The organism is Rhodovulum sp. (genome assembly GCF_011048875.1).
Lineage (GTDB): Bacteria > Pseudomonadota > Alphaproteobacteria > Rhodobacterales > Rhodobacteraceae > Rhodovulum > Rhodovulum tesquicola.
On the sequence record NZ_DSDD01000197.1, the window covers coordinates 1 to 15,045 of the forward strand.

Consider the following 15,045-nt stretch of genomic DNA (forward strand, 5'->3'; position numbering starts at 1 on the left):
CTGGTCGGGGCGCAGACCATGGTCTGGAACGAGGAAATCACGCTGCGGGCCGAGCTTGAGGGCGGCGTTTTGTCGATGTTGGGCAGCAAGGACAGTCGGCTTCTTGACCGCTATTTCCTGAACGGCAAGATTCGCGGATTCGAAGGCAACGGGATCGGTCCGCGGCAACCTGAAAACCGCGGAGGCGAGGCGCTGGGCGGCAACATGTATGCGGTGGCCCGCTTCGAGGCCGAGTTCCCGCTGGGCCTGCCAGAGGAATACGGGATCACCGGCGGCCTGTTTGCCGATGTTGGCTCGGTCTGGAGTCTCGACAATCCGGGCAGCGTCGATGACGGTTTCAGCCTGCGCTCGGCGGTCGGTGTCTCGATCTTGTGGGACACGCCGATCGGGCCCTTGCGATTCAACTTCTCCGAAGCAGTGAAGAAGAAGGACTATGACCGGACCCAGAATTTCGACCTGACGATCTCGACCCGGTTCTAGGCACATGCAAGGGACGCGCGCGGCGGTTCTGGCCGTCCTGCTGACGGCTCTGGCGACGATGTCAGCCCCGGCACAGGAGGCGCCCTTCCTGCGCAGCCCCGTGCTGACCCTGGATCAGGAGCGGTTGTTCGTCGACAGCCAGATCGGCCGCGCCTTGACCGAAGCGCTTGAGGACGCAAGCGCGGCGCTCGCTGCGGAGAACCGTCAGATCGAGGCCGAACTGATCGCCGAAGAGCGCGACCTGACCGAACGTCGCGCGGCCCTGCCGTCCGAAGAGTTCCGCGCGATGGCCGAAGCCTTCGACGAAAAGGTGGTCGAGACCCGCCGCGTGCAGGATGCCAAGGCGCGCGCCCTTGCCCAGCGCCGTGAGGTGGGTCAGCAGGCGTTCTACCGACAGGTGCTGCCGCTGGTTGCAGAGATCGTGCGCGAAAGGGGCGGGGTCGTGGTGCTGGAACGGGACGCGGTGATCCTGTCCGCCGAACAGGTTGACATCACCGACGAGGTCATCGCGGCAATAGACGCCCGCCTTGTGCCCGAGGCGTTGGACCCATCCGGAGCAGGCCCCGAAACCGGCGGTGAGGCATCGGCCGAGTAGCCCGGCTTGCCGCGGACAAGGGGAGTTGCTAGGGCTGCCGGATGCCGGGCCGCGCGCCCGGGCCGAGTGCAAGGAGTATGTTCAGATGACCAGTGCCCCCGCGACCGAGGTCGTGACCGAAGCCGACATCGAGCTGATCCAGCGGGTCATTCCGCATCGTTACCCTTTCCTGCTGGTCGACCGCGTGACGCGGATCGTGCCCCATGAAAGCGCGGTGGGCATCAAGAACGTGACCTTCAACGAGCCACATTTCCAGGGACATTTCCCCGGCACCCCGGTCATGCCGGGTGTGACCATCATCGAGGCCATGGCCCAGACCGCGGCGGTCATGGCGGGCCTGTCGTTGGGCAAGGTCGACAGCCAGCTTCTGGTCTATTTCATGGCCATCGACTGCGCCAAGTTCCGCCGCAAGGTGGGGCCTGGCGACGTGCTGGAGTTGCACATCACCGTCAAGCGAAGCGGAAAGAAGGTCTGGAAATTCGCGGGCGTCGCGATGGTGGGCGACGAGGTCGCCGCCGAGGCCGAATTCACCGCGATGATGGACCTGCCGCAGGAGTAGGAATATGGCCATCGACCCGACCGCCCGCATTCACCCGTCCGCCATCGTCGAAGACGGCGCCCGGATTGGCCCGGGCTGCGTCATCGGCCCGTTCTCGGTGATCGGGCCCAAGGTGCGTCTGGGGGCAGGGGTCGAGGTCAAGAGCCACGCCATCGTCACCGGCCTGACCGAGATCGGCGAGGGCACGGTGATCTTCCCCTTCGCCAATATCGGCGACATCCCGCAGGACCTGAAATACCGTGGCGGGGACACCCGCCTGATCGTCGGCGCGCGCAACCGCATCCGCGAGGGCGTCACGATGAACACCGGCACCGAGGGCGGCGGCGGCATTACCCGGGTCGGTGACGATTGCCTGTTCATGATGGGTGCCCATGTCGCCCATGACGCGCAGGTGGGCGACCGGGTCATCATGGTCAACAACTCGGCGCTGGCGGGGCATTGCGTCATTGGCGACGACGTGATCATCGGCGGGCTGTCGGGCATCCATCAATTCGTGCGGGTTGGCCGCGGCGCGATCATCGGCGCGGTGACGATGGTGACGAATGATGTCATTCCCTATGGTCTGGTGCAGGGGCCGCGCGGCGTGCTGGACGGGCTGAACCTTGTCGGGCTCAAACGCCGCGGTGTGGCGCGCGAGGATATCTCGGCGCTGCGCGCGGCCTTTCAGGCGCTGGCGCAGGGCGAGGGCGCGTTCATGGATCGCGCCCGGCGCATCCATGCGGAAACCGACAGCCCCCATGTCCGCGAGATGGTCGAGTTCGTGCTGGCCGATACCGACCGCTCCTTCCTGACCCCGCGCTGATGGCAGGCGCGACCGCCCTCATCGCCGGACGCGGCGCGCTGCCCGCCCATCTGGCCCGCGCGCTGGCAGCCTCGGGCAAACCCTTCCTGATCGCCGAGGTCGAGGGGTTCGCGATGGAAAACCCCGACGGGCTGCCGGTCAGGCGCTTCGCCCTTGAACGGCTGGCGCTCCTGTTCGACCATCTGCACGAAACCGGCGTGACCCGCGTGGTGATGGCTGGCGCCGTGACCCGGCCGCGGCTTGACCCCGAACGGATCGACCCGCGTACCGCCCAGCTTCTGCCCCGGATCGTCCCGGCGCTGGCGCAGGGCGACGACGCGACCCTGCGCGCGGTGATCGCCCTTTTCGAGGAGGAGGGGTTTGCCGTGGTCGGCGCCGAGGCCGTGGCGCCCGACCTGCTGCCGCCGCCCGGTGTGCTGACGCACGCGCAACCCTCCCCGGCCGACGAACGCGATGCCGCCCGCGCCGCGCAGATCGTTGCGGCGTTGGGGGCGGCGGATGTGGGGCAGGGGGCGGTGGTCGCGCAGGGGCTTTGTCTTGCGGTCGAGGCGCTGCCCGGCACCGACGCGATGCTGGCCTGGGTGGCCGAGGTCGCAGGCGCCTGCCGCCCCGATCCGAAGGGCGCCAGGGGCGTGGTCTGCAAGGCCCCGAAGCCGGGACAGGATCGCCGCGTGGACCTGCCCGCCATCGGCCCCGCCACGGTCGAGGCCGCCGCCCGCGCGGGCCTTGCCGGGATCGTTGTCGAGGCGGGGGGCGTTCTGCTGCTCGACCCCGCCGAAACCGTCGCCCGCGCCGATCGGGCCGGGCTGTTCCTCTGGGTCCGGACCCCGTGAGCCGCCCGCCGCGGTTCTTCCTGATCGCGGGCGAGCCTTCGGGCGATGCGCTTGGCGCGGCGCTGATGGCGGGGCTCAAGTCCCTGGCGCCGGGGGTCGTGTTCCACGGCGTCGGCGGCCCGCTGATGCAGGCAGAGGGGCTGACCAGCCTCTTTCCGATGGACGAGCTGTCGGTCATGGGCATCGCCGAGCTGCTGCCGCGCTATTTCGCGCTGAAACGGCGGATCGCCCAATCCGCCGACGCGGTGCTGCGTCTGCAACCGGATGCGCTGATCACGATCGACAGCCCGGATTTTTCCCTGCGCGTCGCCGCCCGTGTGAAAGCCGGGAGCCGCATCCGCACCGTGCATTACGTAGCTCCCACCGTCTGGGCCTGGCGGCCGAAACGCGCGGCCCGAATGGCGCGGGTGATAGACCAGGTGCTTGCGCTCTTCCCGTTCGAGCCGCCCTTCATGCAGGCCGAAGGCATGCGTTGCGATTTCGTCGGCCACCCGGTCGTCGCCCGGCCGCACGCCACGCCCGCAGAGGCCGCTGCCTTTCGCGCCGCTCATGGCATCGCGCCCGATGCGCAGCTTGTCCTTGCCCTGCCCGGATCGCGCCGGGGCGAGGTTGCGCGGCTTGCCCCGGTCTTCGGAGCCGCGCTCGCCCCCGTTCTGGCCCGCCACCCGGCGCTGCGCGTCGTGGTGCCCGCCGCCACCCCGGTCGCCGAGGCGGTCCAGCACCTGATCCGCGACTGGCCCGGCACGCCGCTGGTGCTGGACCCCCGCCGCGCCGCGCCCCCGGACAAGCGCGCAGCGTTCGCCGCGGCCGACCTGGCGCTGGCCGCGTCGGGCACGGTCTCGCTGGAACTGGCCGCGAACGGCGTGCCCATGGTGATCGCCTATGACATGAACTGGCTCAGTCGGCAGATCATCGGCCGGATGCTGCGGCTCGATACGGTGACACTGGTCAATATCGTCTCCGAAACCCGCGCCGTGCCCGAATTCCTGGGCGCCGCCTGCAAGCCCGAGCCGATTGCTGCCGAGCTCCTGCGGCTTCTCGACGATCCCGAGGCCCGCACCGCCCAGATCGCGGCCGCGCGCCTGACCATGACCCGGCTTGGGCAGGGCGGCGAGGCCCCCGGCCTGCGCGCCGCCCGCGCCGTCCTTGACGGGCTTGGCTGAGCCCGGGTCTTCTTCTTGGCAAAAATACCCACGATCCCGCCGCCTGCCATCCCGCGGGGCTCCGGGGCAAGGGCTCAGCCGCCCGCCCGGATCCAGCCACCGCCCAGAACGCGCGTGCCCTCGGTCTCGTAGAAGACACAGGCCTGGCCCGGGCTCACGCCTTCTTCGGGGGCCAGCAACTCGACCACCGCCTCGCGCTCCGAAACCGGCCGCAGGATTGCTTCGCGCGGCGGCCGGGTCGAGCGGACGCGCACCAGGACCGGCCATTCGGCCATTGTCCCGATCGGCGCATCGCCCAGCCAGTTCACCTCGCCAAGATGCACCAGCCGCGTGGCCAGCATCTCTTTCGGCCCGACGATCACCTGCCGAGCGTCCACGTCCAGCCGCACCACGAAAAGCGGCTCGGCCAGCCCGCCGATCCCAAGCCCCCGGCGCTGGCCGATGGTGTAGTGGATCACGCCCTCATGCACCCCCAGCACGCGGCCATCGGCATGCACGATCTCGCCTGATTCGGCCGCGCCCGGGCGCAGCTTCTCGATGACCGAGGCATAATTGCCCTCGGGGACGAAACAAATGTCCTGGCTGTCGGGCTTGTCGGCCACGGGCAGCCCGTATTTCGCCGCCAGCGCCCGGGTCGCGGCCTTGTCGGGCAGGCCCCCCAGCGGGAAGCGCAGGAAATCGAGCTGCTCGCGGGTCGTCGAGAACAGGAAATAGGACTGGTCGCGGGCAGGATCGGCCGCACGGTGCAGTTCCGGCCCCTGCGCGCCCTCCATCCGCCGGATGTAATGCCCGGTCGCCATGCAGTCGGCATCAAGTTCCCTTGCCGTTTCCAGCAGGTCGCGGAACTTGACCCTTTCGTTGCAGCGGATGCAGGGCACGGGCGTCGCGCCCGCCAGATAGGCGTCCGCAAATTCCTCGATTACGGCCTCACGAAAGGCGTTTTCATAGTCCAGGACGTAATGGGGGAATCCCACCTGCTCGGCCACCCGTCGGGCGTCGTGGATGTCCCGCCCGGCGCAGCACGCGCCCTTTTTCGCCAGCGCGGCGCCGTGGTCGTAAAGCTGAAGCGTGATGCCCACCACGTCATAACCTTCTTCGGCAAGCTGAGCGGCGACAACCGAACTGTCGACACCGCCCGACATGGCGACGAGCACGCGGGTTTCCGCCTCGGGCTTGGCAAAGCCCAGCGAGTTCAGCGGGCGAGTCGCGCTGTCAAGCGGCATGGGATCACTCCTAGGAACAGTCGCAGGGAATATAGGAAAATGCGACATACTCTCAACCCCCGGCTTCACCCCCCCTTAAACATGGCGGGCCAGTTTCGGGGCAGCCGCAAGAGGAACGATAGCCGATGTTTCTGAAACGCATCGACGGGCCGCGGACCGTCACGTTGCCCGATGGAACGATCATGACGCGGGCCGACCTGCCGCCGGTGGATACGCGCCGCTGGGTCGCCAGCCGGAAGGCCGCCGTGGTCAAGGCCGTCGCCGCCGGGCTGATTTCAGAGACCGAGGCGCTGGAGCGCTATTCGCTGTCGCAGGAAGAGTTGGACAGCTGGCGTCGTGCGGTGCGCGACCACGGGCTGAGGGGTTTGAAGGTCACGGCACTGAAGGAGTTCAGACAACCCTGACGCGAAATTGACTGGACAACTTAAAATTGTAAATGCTAGAGTCAAGCTCAAGGTAAGGTGAAGTTAACCAAATCTCGTCAGGGTTTGTAAAACGTTCGACGACTTAACGGAGACCTCAGCCATGCGCGTGCTTCTGGTGGAAGACGACCCGACAACGGCGAAAAGCATCGAACTGATGCTAACCCACGCCAATCTGAACGTCTATACGACTGATCTTGGCGAGGAAGGCATCGATCTTGCAAAGCTCTACGATTACGACCTGATCCTGCTCGATCTGAACCTGCCGGACATGAACGGCCACGAGGTGCTGCGCCAGTTGCGCCTTGCGCGCATCGACACGCCGATCCTGATTCTGTCTGGCGCGGCGGATACCGAGAACAAGATCAAGGGATTTGGCTTCGGTGCCGACGACTACATGACCAAGCCGTTCCATCGCGAGGAACTGGTCGCACGCATCCACGCGATCATCCGCCGGTCCAAGGGGCATGCCCAGTCGGTCATCCGCACCGGACGCATCGAGGTGAATCTCGACGCCAAGACGGTCGAGGTCGAGGGCAAACCCGTGCATCTGACCGGCAAGGAATACCAGATGCTGGAACTGCTCTCGCTGAGAAAGGGCACGACGCTGACCAAGGAGATGTTCCTCAACCATCTCTATGGCGGCATGGACGAGCCCGAACTCAAGATCATCGACGTCTTCATCTGCAAGCTGCGCAAGAAGCTTGCCCAGGCCACCGGCGGCGAGACCTGTATCGAGACGGTCTGGGGCCGGGGCTATGTGCTGCGTGATCCCGAACCGGTGCGCGACCTGCCACGCTCCATCGCCCTTGGCGCGTGACGGCCACGCGGCCCACGCGGCCGCTGGAAATCCCCCCGCGGCGCCCCTATCACTGAGGCCGGGGAGCTATGGGGGCGCGGATGACGGCCGAAATACCTGTCGAAAAGCTGACCGAAAAGGCTGCGCGGGCTGAACTCGCCCGTTTGGCGCGGCAGATCGCGCGGGCCGATGCGGCCTATCATAGGCATGACGCGCCCGAAATCTCGGATGCGGCTTATGACGCGCTGAAACGGCGCAATGCCGAGATCGAGGCGCGCTTTCCGGCATTGATCCGCCCGGACAGCCCCTCGGGGCGGGTGGGGGCCGCGCCCGCCGAGGGTTTCGCCAAGGTCCGGCACGAACGCCGGATGCTGTCACTGGAAAACGCCTTTGCGCCCGACGAGATCGCCGAGTTCGACGCTCGCATCCGCCGCTATCTGGGCCTCGCCCCCGACGCGCCGCTGATCTATACGGCCGAGCCCAAGATCGACGGGCTCTCGCTCAGTCTGCGCTACGAGGGCGGCCGGCTCGTGCAGGCCGCCACCCGCGGCGATGGCGAGACCGGCGAGAACGTCACCGCGAACGCCCGCACGCTCGCCGATATCCCCGAAACGCTGGCCGGCGCGCCTGACATCCTCGAGGTGCGGGGCGAGGTCTATATGGCGCATTCCGATTTCGAGGCGCTGAATGCGCGGCAGGCCGAGGCCGGGCAGAAGACCTTCGCCAATCCGCGCAACGCCGCGGCCGGATCCTTGCGCCAGCTTGATCCGGCGATCACCGCATCGCGCCCGTTGCGGTTCTTTGCCTATAGCTGGGGGGCGGTCAGCGCGCCGCTGGCCGATACCCAGAAGGGCGCGATTGACCGGCTGGCGGATTTCGGCTTTCCGGTCAATCCCTTGACCGCTCTTTGCGACGGGCCCGACGCGCTGACGGCGCATTATTCCGCGATCGAACAGCGCCGCGCGACGCTGGGCTATGACATCGACGGCGTGGTGTACAAGGTCAACGATCTCGCGCTTCAGGACCGGCTTGGCTTTCGCTCGACCACGCCGCGCTGGGCCATCGCGCACAAGTTCCCCGCCGAACTTGCCTGGACGCGGCTGGAGCGGATCGAGATCCAGGTCGGCCGCACCGGCGCGCTGTCGCCGGTGGCGCGGCTGATGCCGGTCACCGTGGGCGGCGTCGTCGTCTCGAACGCGACGCTGCATAACGAGGATTACATCGCCGGGCGCGATTCCCGGGGCATGGCGATCCGCGACGGCAAGGATTTCCGCGAGGGCGATTGGGTGCAGGTCTGTCGCGCGGGCGACGTGATCCCCAAGCTGGCGGATGTGGACCTGTCCAGGCGACCCCCGGACGCCGCGCCCTATGCCTTTCCGACCATCTGCCCCGAATGCGGCTCGGACGCGATTCGCGAAGAAGGCGATTCGGTCCGCCGCTGCACCGGCGGGCTGATCTGCCCGGCGCAGGCGGTGGAACGGCTGAAGCATTTCGTCTCGCGCAACGCCTTCGACATCGAGGGGCTGGGGGCGAAACAGGTCGAGATGTTCTATCGCGACGAGGTGCTGCCGATCCGCGAACCCGCCGACATCTTCACGCTGGCCGAGCGTGACCGCGCGAACATCCCCAAGCTGAGAAACCGCGAGGGCTGGGGCGAGAAATCCGCCACCAATCTTTTCGCCGCCATCGAGGCGCGGCGCGTGATCCCGCTGAACCGGCTGATCTTTGCGCTGGGCATCCGCCATGTCGGCGAGGTGAACGCCGATCTTCTGGCCCGCAACTACCGGTCATGGCAGGCGTTCGAGGCGGCGATGACAAACGCCACCGTGGGCGAGGGTCCCGAATGGGAGCAGCTTCTGTCCATCGACGGGGTGGGGCAGGTGCTGGCGACCTCTCTCGTAACGGCCTTTCACCAGCCCGCCGAGCGCGCCTCGATCGACCGACTTGTGGCGCATCTGAGCGTGGAACCCGCCCAGCCGCGCGGGCAGGTCGATAGCCCCGTGGCGGGCAAGACCGTGGTCTTTACCGGCACGCTGGAACGCATGACCCGGGCCGAGGCCAAGGCGCGGGCGGAAGCCCTGGGGGCCAAGGTCGCCGGCTCGGTGTCGAAGAAGACCGATCTGGTGGTGGCCGGGCCCGGTGCGGGATCTAAGGCGAAGCAGGCCGCCGATCTGGGGATCGAGACCATCGACGAACAAGGCTGGCTCGACCTCATCGGGGGCGCATGAGCGGGCGGCCTGATATCCTGTTTCCGCTGTTTGCCGGGCTCGAGGGGCTGGACGGGGTCGGGCCGAAAACCGCGAAATTGCTGGCCCAGCTCGATATCGAAAAGCCGCGCGATCTGATCTTCACGCTGCCCCATTCGGGCGTGGACCGGCGGCGGCGGGCAAGCCTGCGGCAGGTGCCGCCCGGCGATGTGGCCACCGTCGAGATCGAGGTAATGCGCCACGAACCGCCGCGCACGAGGGGCCGGCCCTGGCGGGTGCAGGTGCAGGACGCCGAAGCCGCCTTCACGCTGGTCTTCTTTCATGCAAGAGGCGATTACCTGCGCAAGCTGCTGCCCGAAGGCGCGCGGCGGGTGATTTCCGGCAAGGTCGAGCATTTCGACGGGATGATCCAGATGGTTCATCCCGATCATGTGCTGCCGCCCGATCAGGCCGAGACGATCCCCGATTACGAAGTGGTCTATCCGCTGACCGCGGGGCTGGGCCTGAAGCAGATGACCCGCGCGGTGCAATCGGCGCTTGACCGGCTGCCCGATTGTCCCGAATGGATTGACCCCGCGCTGCGGGCGCGCGAGGGGTGGCCGGGCTGGGCCGCCGCGCTGCGCATGGCCCATGCGCCGCTTGGCCCGCGCGAGTTGTCCGCGACCGCGCCGCCGCGCCAGCGGCTGGCCTATGACGAGCTGTTCGCGCATCAACTGACGCTGGCGCTGGCGCGGGCATCCGTCCGGCGCGGCAAGGGGCGGGTGACGGCGGGCGACGGGCGGCTGCGCGCGCGGGTGCTTGCGGCGCTGCCCTACCGACCGACCGCGGCACAGGCCCGCGCGATCGACGAGATCGCGGCCGACATGGCGCAGCCCACCCGGATGAACCGGCTTTTGCAGGGCGATGTCGGCGCGGGCAAGACGCTGGTCGCCTTCATGGCGCTGCTGGTCGCGGTCGAGGCGGGCGGGCAGGGGGTGATGATGGCCCCGACCGAAATCCTGGCCCGCCAGCATCTGGAAAACCTGCGCCCGCTGGCCGAACAGGCGGGTGTGGTGCTGGAAATCCTGACCGGCCGCGACAAGGGCGCCGAGCGGCGTGCCAAGCTGGTCGCCCTTGCCACGGGCGACATCCAGGTGCTGGTCGGCACGCATGCGCTGTTCCAGAAGGATGTCGCCTTTCACGACCTGCGATTGGCCATCGTGGACGAACAGCACCGGTTCGGCGTGTCGCAACGGATGGAACTGTCGACCAAGGGGCAGGCGGCGGACGTGCTGGTGATGACCGCCACGCCCATCCCGCGCAGCCTTGCGCTGGCCACCCATGGCGACATGGACATGTCGGTGCTGGACGAGAAACCGCCGGGGCGGGTGCCGGTCAGGACGGCGCTGGTCTCGGCCGGGCGGATCGACGAGGTGGTGGACCATCTGCGCCGCGCCATCGCCGAGGGGCGGCAGGCCTATTGGGTCTGCCCGCTGGTCGAGGGCTCGGAACTGGTGGACCTGACCGCGGCCGAGGACCGCTTTCAGAGCCTGCGCGCCGCGCTGGGCGAGGGTGTCGTGGGGCTGGTGCATGGCCAGATGCCCGCGCCCGAAAAGGACGCGGCGATGGCGCGGTTTCAGGCGGGCGAAACGGCAGTACTGGTCGCGACCACGGTGATCGAGGTGGGGGTGGACGTGCCCAACGCCTCGATCATGGTGATCGAGCGGGCCGAGGGTTTCGGGCTGGCGCAGCTGCACCAGTTGCGCGGCCGAGTCGGGCGTGGCGCGGCGGCCTCGACCTGTCTTTTGATGTATCGGTCGCCCCTGACCGAAAGCGGGCGGCGGCGGCTGGAGATCCTGCGCGAGACCGAGGATGGCTTTCGCATCGCCGAGGAGGATCTGGCGATGCGTGGCGCGGGCGATCTGATCGGCACCGCGCAATCGGGCCTGCCGCGGTTCCGCATCGCCGATCTGGAACGGCAATCGGCGCTGATGGCTCTGGCGCAAAGCGATGCGCGCAAGCTGCTGGCCGACGATCCGGGGCTGGAAAGCGAGCGGGGCAAGGCCGCCCGCGTGCTGCTGTGGCTGATGGAGCAGGACAGGGCGATTCGGCTGATAAAGGTGGGCTGAGGGCGTTCCGTTCCGCTGCGTTCGCAAAAGTTCTTAAAAAGTTCTTTACGCGCGACCGAAAATATGAGAACAAATAAGAAACAATTTGCTCGACAGGAGGTTGCCCCGATGCTGACCGAATTGCTCGCCACCCTTGAGCGCAGCCGCGCCACCCTCTGGCAGGATGCGATTGGCGCCGCCGCGTTGATGGTGGCCTTGTTCGCGGGGCTGCACCTGCCCGCGCTTTTCTGACGGTCCACTGCCCGCTGTCTGTGCCTGCGCCTCTCCCCAAGGGGTCGGGAGCCTGCCTCTCGCTGCACGGACGCACACCTTGCCGCCGCCTCCTGCGCCGGAGCGCGGCGGTTTTTTTTGACGGATCAGGCGCAGGCCGCGGCCTCGGCGGCGTCAAAGGCTTCGAGCGTCGCCTCCAGCGCCAGCAGGATCGAGGCGTGGCGATTGCGATATTCGCGCGCGGGGGCCAGCACCTCCAGCCCGTCAAAGGGCGGGGCGGGCGGCGGGCCGTTTTCCTTGAGCATGGCCTTGAGCTGGTCGCGGGCGCGCTGCACCTCGTCCCGGCTGCGCCCGAGGATGACGGCCCCGACAACCGCCGCCGCCGCCTGGCCCAGCGCACAGGCCTTGACGTCCTGGCCAAAGCGCGTGATCCGCCCCTCTGCGATGTCCAGATCCACGCTGACCGTCGAGCCGCAAAGCGGAGAGCGCTTGCGCGCGCTGGCCATCGGCCCATCGAGCCGCCCCAGATGCGGAATGTCGGCCGCCAGCGCAAGGATGCGCTGGGAGTAGAGCTTGACGAGATCGGTCTCGGCGGTCATGGCGTTCCCTTTTGCCCGCATCGTGCATAGATAACCCCGGCGCGCGCGTTTTCAAAGGAGTTCGGCCATGGCCTTCGATCCTGCAAGCCTGAAATTCGACGCCGCGGGGCTGATCCCGGCGATTGCCCAGGATACGGGCGGGGCGGTGCTGATGATGGCCTGGATGAACGCCGACGCGGTTGCCCGCACGCTGGAAACCGGGCGCGTCACCTACTGGTCGCGCTCTCGTCAAGCATTCTGGGTCAAGGGCGAGACCAGCGGCCATGTCCAGCGGCTGATCGAGATGCGCGTCGATTGCGACCGTGACTGCCTTCTGCTTGTGGTCGAGCAGGAGGGCCCGGCCTGTCACACCAACCGGCGAAGCTGTTTCTACACCGCGATCCGCGAAGGCGAGGAAGTGGAGATCATGGCGCCCGTGGCAGGCTGAGGCGCCATGGGTATTTGTGCCAAGAAGAAGCAGCGGGCGCGTCAAAGCCCGACAAGGCGGCGGATGTCCTCGGGCGTTGCGCCGTCGGCGCGGTAGCGCGCGAGTGCGCGAGCATCGTCGCGCTTGGCCAGCCGCTTGCCCGCCTCGTCCACGATCAGGCGGTGATGGTGGTAGCCTGGCGAGGGCAGGCCCAGAAGGCACTGGAGCAGAACGTGAATCGGCGTGGCCTCGAACAGGTCTTCGCCGCGCACGACCTCGCTGACCTGCTGGAAGGCGTCATCCACTACCACGGCAAGGTGATAGGAGGTGCCGAGATCGCGCCGCGCCAGCACCACGTCGCCAACCGTTTCGATCAGCGCATCGCGCACCAGCGCGTGGCGCCCGGCATGGGACGGCCCGGTTTCGGTGAAGGCCGGGAGAGTGTCCAGCCGGGAAAGCGCCGCCCGCATGTTGAGCCGGATCGTGTCATCGGGACCGGCCTGATCCATCGGGCGGGTGCGGCAGGTGCCGGGATAGACCGGCCCGTCGGGGCCCAGGACCGGCGCGTGCGGGGCCGAAAGGGCCGCACGGATGTCGGCCCGGCGGCAGCGGCAGGGATAGGTCAGCCCCATCGCGGCCAGCCGGTTGAGCGCGGCTGCATGGGCGGGCAGGCGGGCGGACTGGCGCAGGACCGGGCGGGGCCAGTCGATCCCGAGCCAGGCGAGATCGTCGAAGATCAGCGCCTCCCATTCCGGGCGGCAGCGGGTGCTGTCGATATCCTCGATCCTGAGCAGCATGGTGCCGCCCGCGGCGCGGGCGCGGTCAAAGGCGGTCAGCGCGGAAAAGGCGTGGCCAAGATGCAGGGGCCCGGTGGGCGAGGGCGCGAAGCGGGTGCGCGCCTCAGCCATGGGCAAGCCAGGCGGTCCAGTCGGCCTTGGCGCGGTCGGTATAGCCCTTGTAGCGGTCGCGCCGGCCGCGGCGCCCGGCCCTGAGCCCCTCGACCGGCGGGAACAGGCCGAAATTGACATTCATCGGCTGGAAGGTCCGGGCATCCGCGCCGCCGGTGATATGGGCGACCAGCGCGCCGGTGGCGGTGGTCGCGGGCACGGGCGACAGGCTGCGGCCCATGAGTTCCGCCGCGGCAAGGCGACCCGCCAAAAGGCCCATCGCGGCCGATTCCACGTAGCCCTCGACCCCGGTGATCTGCCCGGCAAAGCGAATATGCGGGCGCGATTTCAGTCGCAATTCGGCGTCAAGCAGCATGGGCGCGTTGAGGAAGGTGTTGCGGTGGATCCCGCCAAGGCGCGCGAACATGGCGTTTTCAAGCCCTGGAATCATACAGAAAACAGATTTTTGCGCGCCGTATTTCATCTTGGTCTGGAAGCCGACGATATTGTAGAGCGTGCCCAGTGCATTGTCGCGGCGCAGTTGCACCACCGCATGCGGCTTGACATCGGGCGCATGCGGGTTGGTCAGCCCCACCGGTTTCATCGGCCCGTGGCGCAGCGTCTCGCGGCCGCGCTCGGCCATCACCTCGATCGGCATGCAGCCGTCGAAATAGCCTGCGGTCTCGCCCTCGTGGAACTCGGTCTTTTCGGCGGCGAGCAGCGCGTCGATGAAAGCCTCGTACTGGTCGTGATCCATCGGGCAGTTCAGGTAGGCGGTGCGCTCCTCCTCGGTCTCGCCCTTGTCGTAGCGCGACTGGAACCATGCCCGGGTCAGGTCCACGCTGTCGGCATGGACGATGGGCGCGATGGCGTCGAAAAAGGCCAGCACCTCGGCGCCGGTTTCGGCGCGGATCGCCTGTCCCAACGCGTCCGAGGTCAGCGGACCGGTCGCGACGATCCAGTGGCCATCAACGGGTAGTGACGTGATTTCAGTGCGTTCGATGGCGATCTTCGGATGGTCCAGAAGCTGCGCGGTCACCGCCTCGGCAAAGCGGTCGCGGTCCACGGCCAGCGCGCCGCCCGCGGGCAGGCGGTTGTCGTCGGCCATCGCCATGATCAGCCCGCCCGCCGCGCGCATTTCCCAATGCAGAAGGCCCACGGCGTTCTGTTCGTCATCGTCCGAGCGGAACGAGTTGGAACACACCATCTCGGCCAGCCGGTCGGTGCGGTGGGCAAAGGTGCCGGTCCGGGGCCGCATCTCGTGGATCACCACGTCAAGCCCGGCCTGCGCTGCCTGCCAGGCGGCCTCGGCACCCGCCATGCCGCCGCCAATGATGTGAAGGGGGTCTGCCATGGCGCCGATCTAGTGGCGCGGGCGGCCCTTGGAAAGGGGGAAGGCCGCCCCGGGGATCAGGCCGAGCGGCGGATCAAGGCGGGCGGATATGAAATTACCTTGTCGCTTGCCTGGAGTTCGGCGAGGGCGGCGCGTGTGGCGGCCAGTTCAAGCCGCGTGCGTGAAAGTTCATCTTCGGGATCGTCGGCCCCGATGCCGCCGCGCATGGCACGGCAGGTCGGAAGATCTGCGGTCAGCGCGATCATCACCAACGCGCCGACCATCGCAACCTCCATCCAGAGCGTGTGTTGCGCGATCGGCAGCACGAAAAGCCCCGAATGAGAAACCAGCGCCGCGCAGACCGTGTAAAGCGCAAGGATCAGCGCCGCGGGCCGGACGACCCGACCGACGAAGAGGGC

General features: G+C 67.9%; 17 protein-coding genes. 12 read left to right on the plus strand and 5 right to left on the minus strand.

Annotation, left to right across the window (positions count from 1 at the left end):
* The 6 genes from ENN83_RS06860 to lpxB form a co-directional block, all read left to right on the plus strand.
* A partial coding sequence (locus ENN83_RS06860) for a BamA/TamA family outer membrane protein (RefSeq protein WP_287185479.1) occupies window positions 1-480 on the plus strand: 480 nt, incomplete at its 5' end.
* 4 nt (window positions 481-484) lie between these two features.
* Window positions 485-1,075, plus strand: a complete 591-nt coding sequence (locus tag ENN83_RS06865) for an OmpH family outer membrane protein (RefSeq protein WP_287185481.1) — start codon at window positions 485-487, stop codon at window positions 1,073-1,075.
* Window positions 1,076-1,160: 85 nt separating this feature from the next.
* Window positions 1,161-1,634, plus strand: coding sequence for a 3-hydroxyacyl-ACP dehydratase FabZ (gene fabZ, locus ENN83_RS06870; protein ID WP_287185483.1), 474 nt, complete (start codon window positions 1,161-1,163; stop codon window positions 1,632-1,634).
* A 4-nt stretch (window positions 1,635-1,638) separates the two neighbouring features.
* On the plus strand, window positions 1,639-2,436 hold the full coding sequence (gene lpxA / locus ENN83_RS06875; protein ID WP_287185485.1) for an acyl-ACP--UDP-N-acetylglucosamine O-acyltransferase: 798 nt from the start codon (window positions 1,639-1,641) through the stop codon (window positions 2,434-2,436).
* On the plus strand, window positions 2,433-3,269 hold the full coding sequence (locus ENN83_RS06880) for an LpxI family protein (RefSeq protein WP_287185503.1): 837 nt from the start codon (window positions 2,433-2,435) through the stop codon (window positions 3,267-3,269). Before lpxA ends, ENN83_RS06880 begins: the two co-directional genes overlap by 4 nt.
* Window positions 3,266-4,432: a lipid-A-disaccharide synthase gene (lpxB, locus tag ENN83_RS06885; RefSeq protein ID WP_287185486.1), complete on the plus strand. Its 1,167-nt coding sequence runs from the start codon at window positions 3,266-3,268 to the stop codon at window positions 4,430-4,432. The genes ENN83_RS06880 and lpxB overlap by 4 nt, the downstream gene beginning before the upstream one ends.
* A 74-nt stretch (window positions 4,433-4,506) precedes the next feature.
* On the opposite strand, the gene mnmA is transcribed toward lpxB, so the two are convergent.
* Window positions 4,507-5,655 carry a tRNA 2-thiouridine(34) synthase MnmA gene (gene mnmA, locus ENN83_RS06890; protein ID WP_287185488.1) on the minus strand — a complete coding sequence of 383 codons (1,149 nt, stop codon included), beginning with the start codon at window positions 5,653-5,655 and terminating at the stop codon, window positions 4,507-4,509.
* 125 nt (window positions 5,656-5,780) lie between these two features.
* Here mnmA and ENN83_RS06895 point away from each other — a divergent pair, with 125 nt between their 5' ends.
* From ENN83_RS06895 to ENN83_RS06915, 5 genes are all read left to right on the plus strand, one after another.
* Window positions 5,781-6,059 carry a DUF1153 domain-containing protein gene (locus ENN83_RS06895; RefSeq protein WP_287185489.1) on the plus strand — a complete coding sequence of 93 codons (279 nt, stop codon included), beginning with the start codon at window positions 5,781-5,783 and terminating at the stop codon, window positions 6,057-6,059.
* Window positions 6,060-6,180: 121 nt separating this feature from the next.
* Window positions 6,181-6,897 carry a response regulator transcription factor CtrA gene (gene ctrA, locus ENN83_RS06900; protein WP_287185491.1) on the plus strand — a complete coding sequence of 239 codons (717 nt, stop codon included), beginning with the start codon at window positions 6,181-6,183 and terminating at the stop codon, window positions 6,895-6,897.
* An 80-nt stretch (window positions 6,898-6,977) separates the two neighbouring features.
* The gene (gene ligA / locus ENN83_RS06905) at window positions 6,978-9,104 is read left to right on the plus strand and encodes an NAD-dependent DNA ligase LigA (RefSeq protein WP_287185493.1); all 2,127 of its coding nucleotides are present in this window, start codon (window positions 6,978-6,980) and stop codon (window positions 9,102-9,104) included.
* Window positions 9,101-11,191, plus strand: coding sequence for an ATP-dependent DNA helicase RecG (recG, locus tag ENN83_RS06910; RefSeq protein WP_287185494.1), 2,091 nt, complete (start codon window positions 9,101-9,103; stop codon window positions 11,189-11,191). The genes ligA and recG overlap by 4 nt, the downstream gene beginning before the upstream one ends.
* Before the next feature lie 108 nt (window positions 11,192-11,299).
* Window positions 11,300-11,422, plus strand: coding sequence for a hypothetical protein (locus ENN83_RS06915; protein ID WP_287185495.1), 123 nt, complete (start codon window positions 11,300-11,302; stop codon window positions 11,420-11,422).
* A gap of 125 nt (window positions 11,423-11,547) precedes the next feature.
* On the opposite strand, the gene ENN83_RS06920 is transcribed toward ENN83_RS06915, so the two are convergent.
* On the minus strand, window positions 11,548-12,000 hold the full coding sequence (locus tag ENN83_RS06920) for an iron-sulfur cluster assembly scaffold protein (protein WP_287185496.1): 453 nt from the start codon (window positions 11,998-12,000) through the stop codon (window positions 11,548-11,550).
* Between the two features lie 67 nt (window positions 12,001-12,067).
* On the opposite strand from ENN83_RS06920, the gene hisI reads away from it, so the two are divergent.
* Window positions 12,068-12,427, plus strand: a complete 360-nt coding sequence (hisI, locus tag ENN83_RS06925; RefSeq protein WP_287185497.1) for a phosphoribosyl-AMP cyclohydrolase — start codon at window positions 12,068-12,070, stop codon at window positions 12,425-12,427.
* Between the two features lie 41 nt (window positions 12,428-12,468).
* On the opposite strand, the gene gluQRS is transcribed toward hisI, so the two are convergent.
* The 3 genes from gluQRS to ENN83_RS06940 all read right to left on the minus strand — a co-directional run.
* The gene (gene gluQRS / locus ENN83_RS06930; protein WP_287185499.1) at window positions 12,469-13,314 is read right to left on the minus strand and encodes a tRNA glutamyl-Q(34) synthetase GluQRS; all 846 of its coding nucleotides are present in this window, start codon (window positions 13,312-13,314) and stop codon (window positions 12,469-12,471) included.
* Window positions 13,307-14,647, minus strand: a complete 1,341-nt coding sequence (gene trmFO / locus ENN83_RS06935; RefSeq protein ID WP_287185501.1) for a methylenetetrahydrofolate--tRNA-(uracil(54)-C(5))-methyltransferase (FADH(2)-oxidizing) TrmFO — start codon at window positions 14,645-14,647, stop codon at window positions 13,307-13,309. The genes gluQRS and trmFO overlap by 8 nt, the downstream gene beginning before the upstream one ends.
* Window positions 14,648-14,703: 56 nt before the next feature.
* A partial coding sequence (locus ENN83_RS06940) for a hypothetical protein (RefSeq protein ID WP_287185502.1) occupies window positions 14,704-15,045 on the minus strand: 342 nt, incomplete at its 5' end.

Coding starts and splice junctions, on each gene's coding strand:
- hisI (WP_287185497.1), top strand. CDS start 12,068: ATGGCCTTCGATCCTGCAAGCCTGAAATTCGACGCCGCGGGGCTGATC.
- ctrA (WP_287185491.1), top strand. CDS start 6,181: ATGCGCGTGCTTCTGGTGGAAGACGACCCGACAACGGCGAAAAGCATC.
- ENN83_RS06920 (WP_287185496.1), bottom strand. CDS start 12,000: ATGACCGCCGAGACCGATCTCGTCAAGCTCTACTCCCAGCGCATCCTT.
- ENN83_RS06915 (WP_287185495.1), top strand. CDS start 11,300: ATGCTGACCGAATTGCTCGCCACCCTTGAGCGCAGCCGCGCCACCCTC.
- ENN83_RS06865 (WP_287185481.1), top strand. CDS start 485: ATGCAAGGGACGCGCGCGGCGGTTCTGGCCGTCCTGCTGACGGCTCTG.
- lpxA (WP_287185485.1), top strand. CDS start 1,639: ATGGCCATCGACCCGACCGCCCGCATTCACCCGTCCGCCATCGTCGAA.
- fabZ (WP_287185483.1), top strand. CDS start 1,161: ATGACCAGTGCCCCCGCGACCGAGGTCGTGACCGAAGCCGACATCGAG.
- ENN83_RS06895 (WP_287185489.1), top strand. CDS start 5,781: ATGTTTCTGAAACGCATCGACGGGCCGCGGACCGTCACGTTGCCCGAT.
- trmFO (WP_287185501.1), bottom strand. CDS start 14,647: ATGGCAGACCCCCTTCACATCATTGGCGGCGGCATGGCGGGTGCCGAG.
- gluQRS (WP_287185499.1), bottom strand. CDS start 13,314: ATGGCTGAGGCGCGCACCCGCTTCGCGCCCTCGCCCACCGGGCCCCTG.
- recG (WP_287185494.1), top strand. CDS start 9,101: ATGAGCGGGCGGCCTGATATCCTGTTTCCGCTGTTTGCCGGGCTCGAG.
- mnmA (WP_287185488.1), bottom strand. CDS start 5,655: ATGCCGCTTGACAGCGCGACTCGCCCGCTGAACTCGCTGGGCTTTGCC.
- ligA (WP_287185493.1), top strand. CDS start 6,978: ATGACGGCCGAAATACCTGTCGAAAAGCTGACCGAAAAGGCTGCGCGG.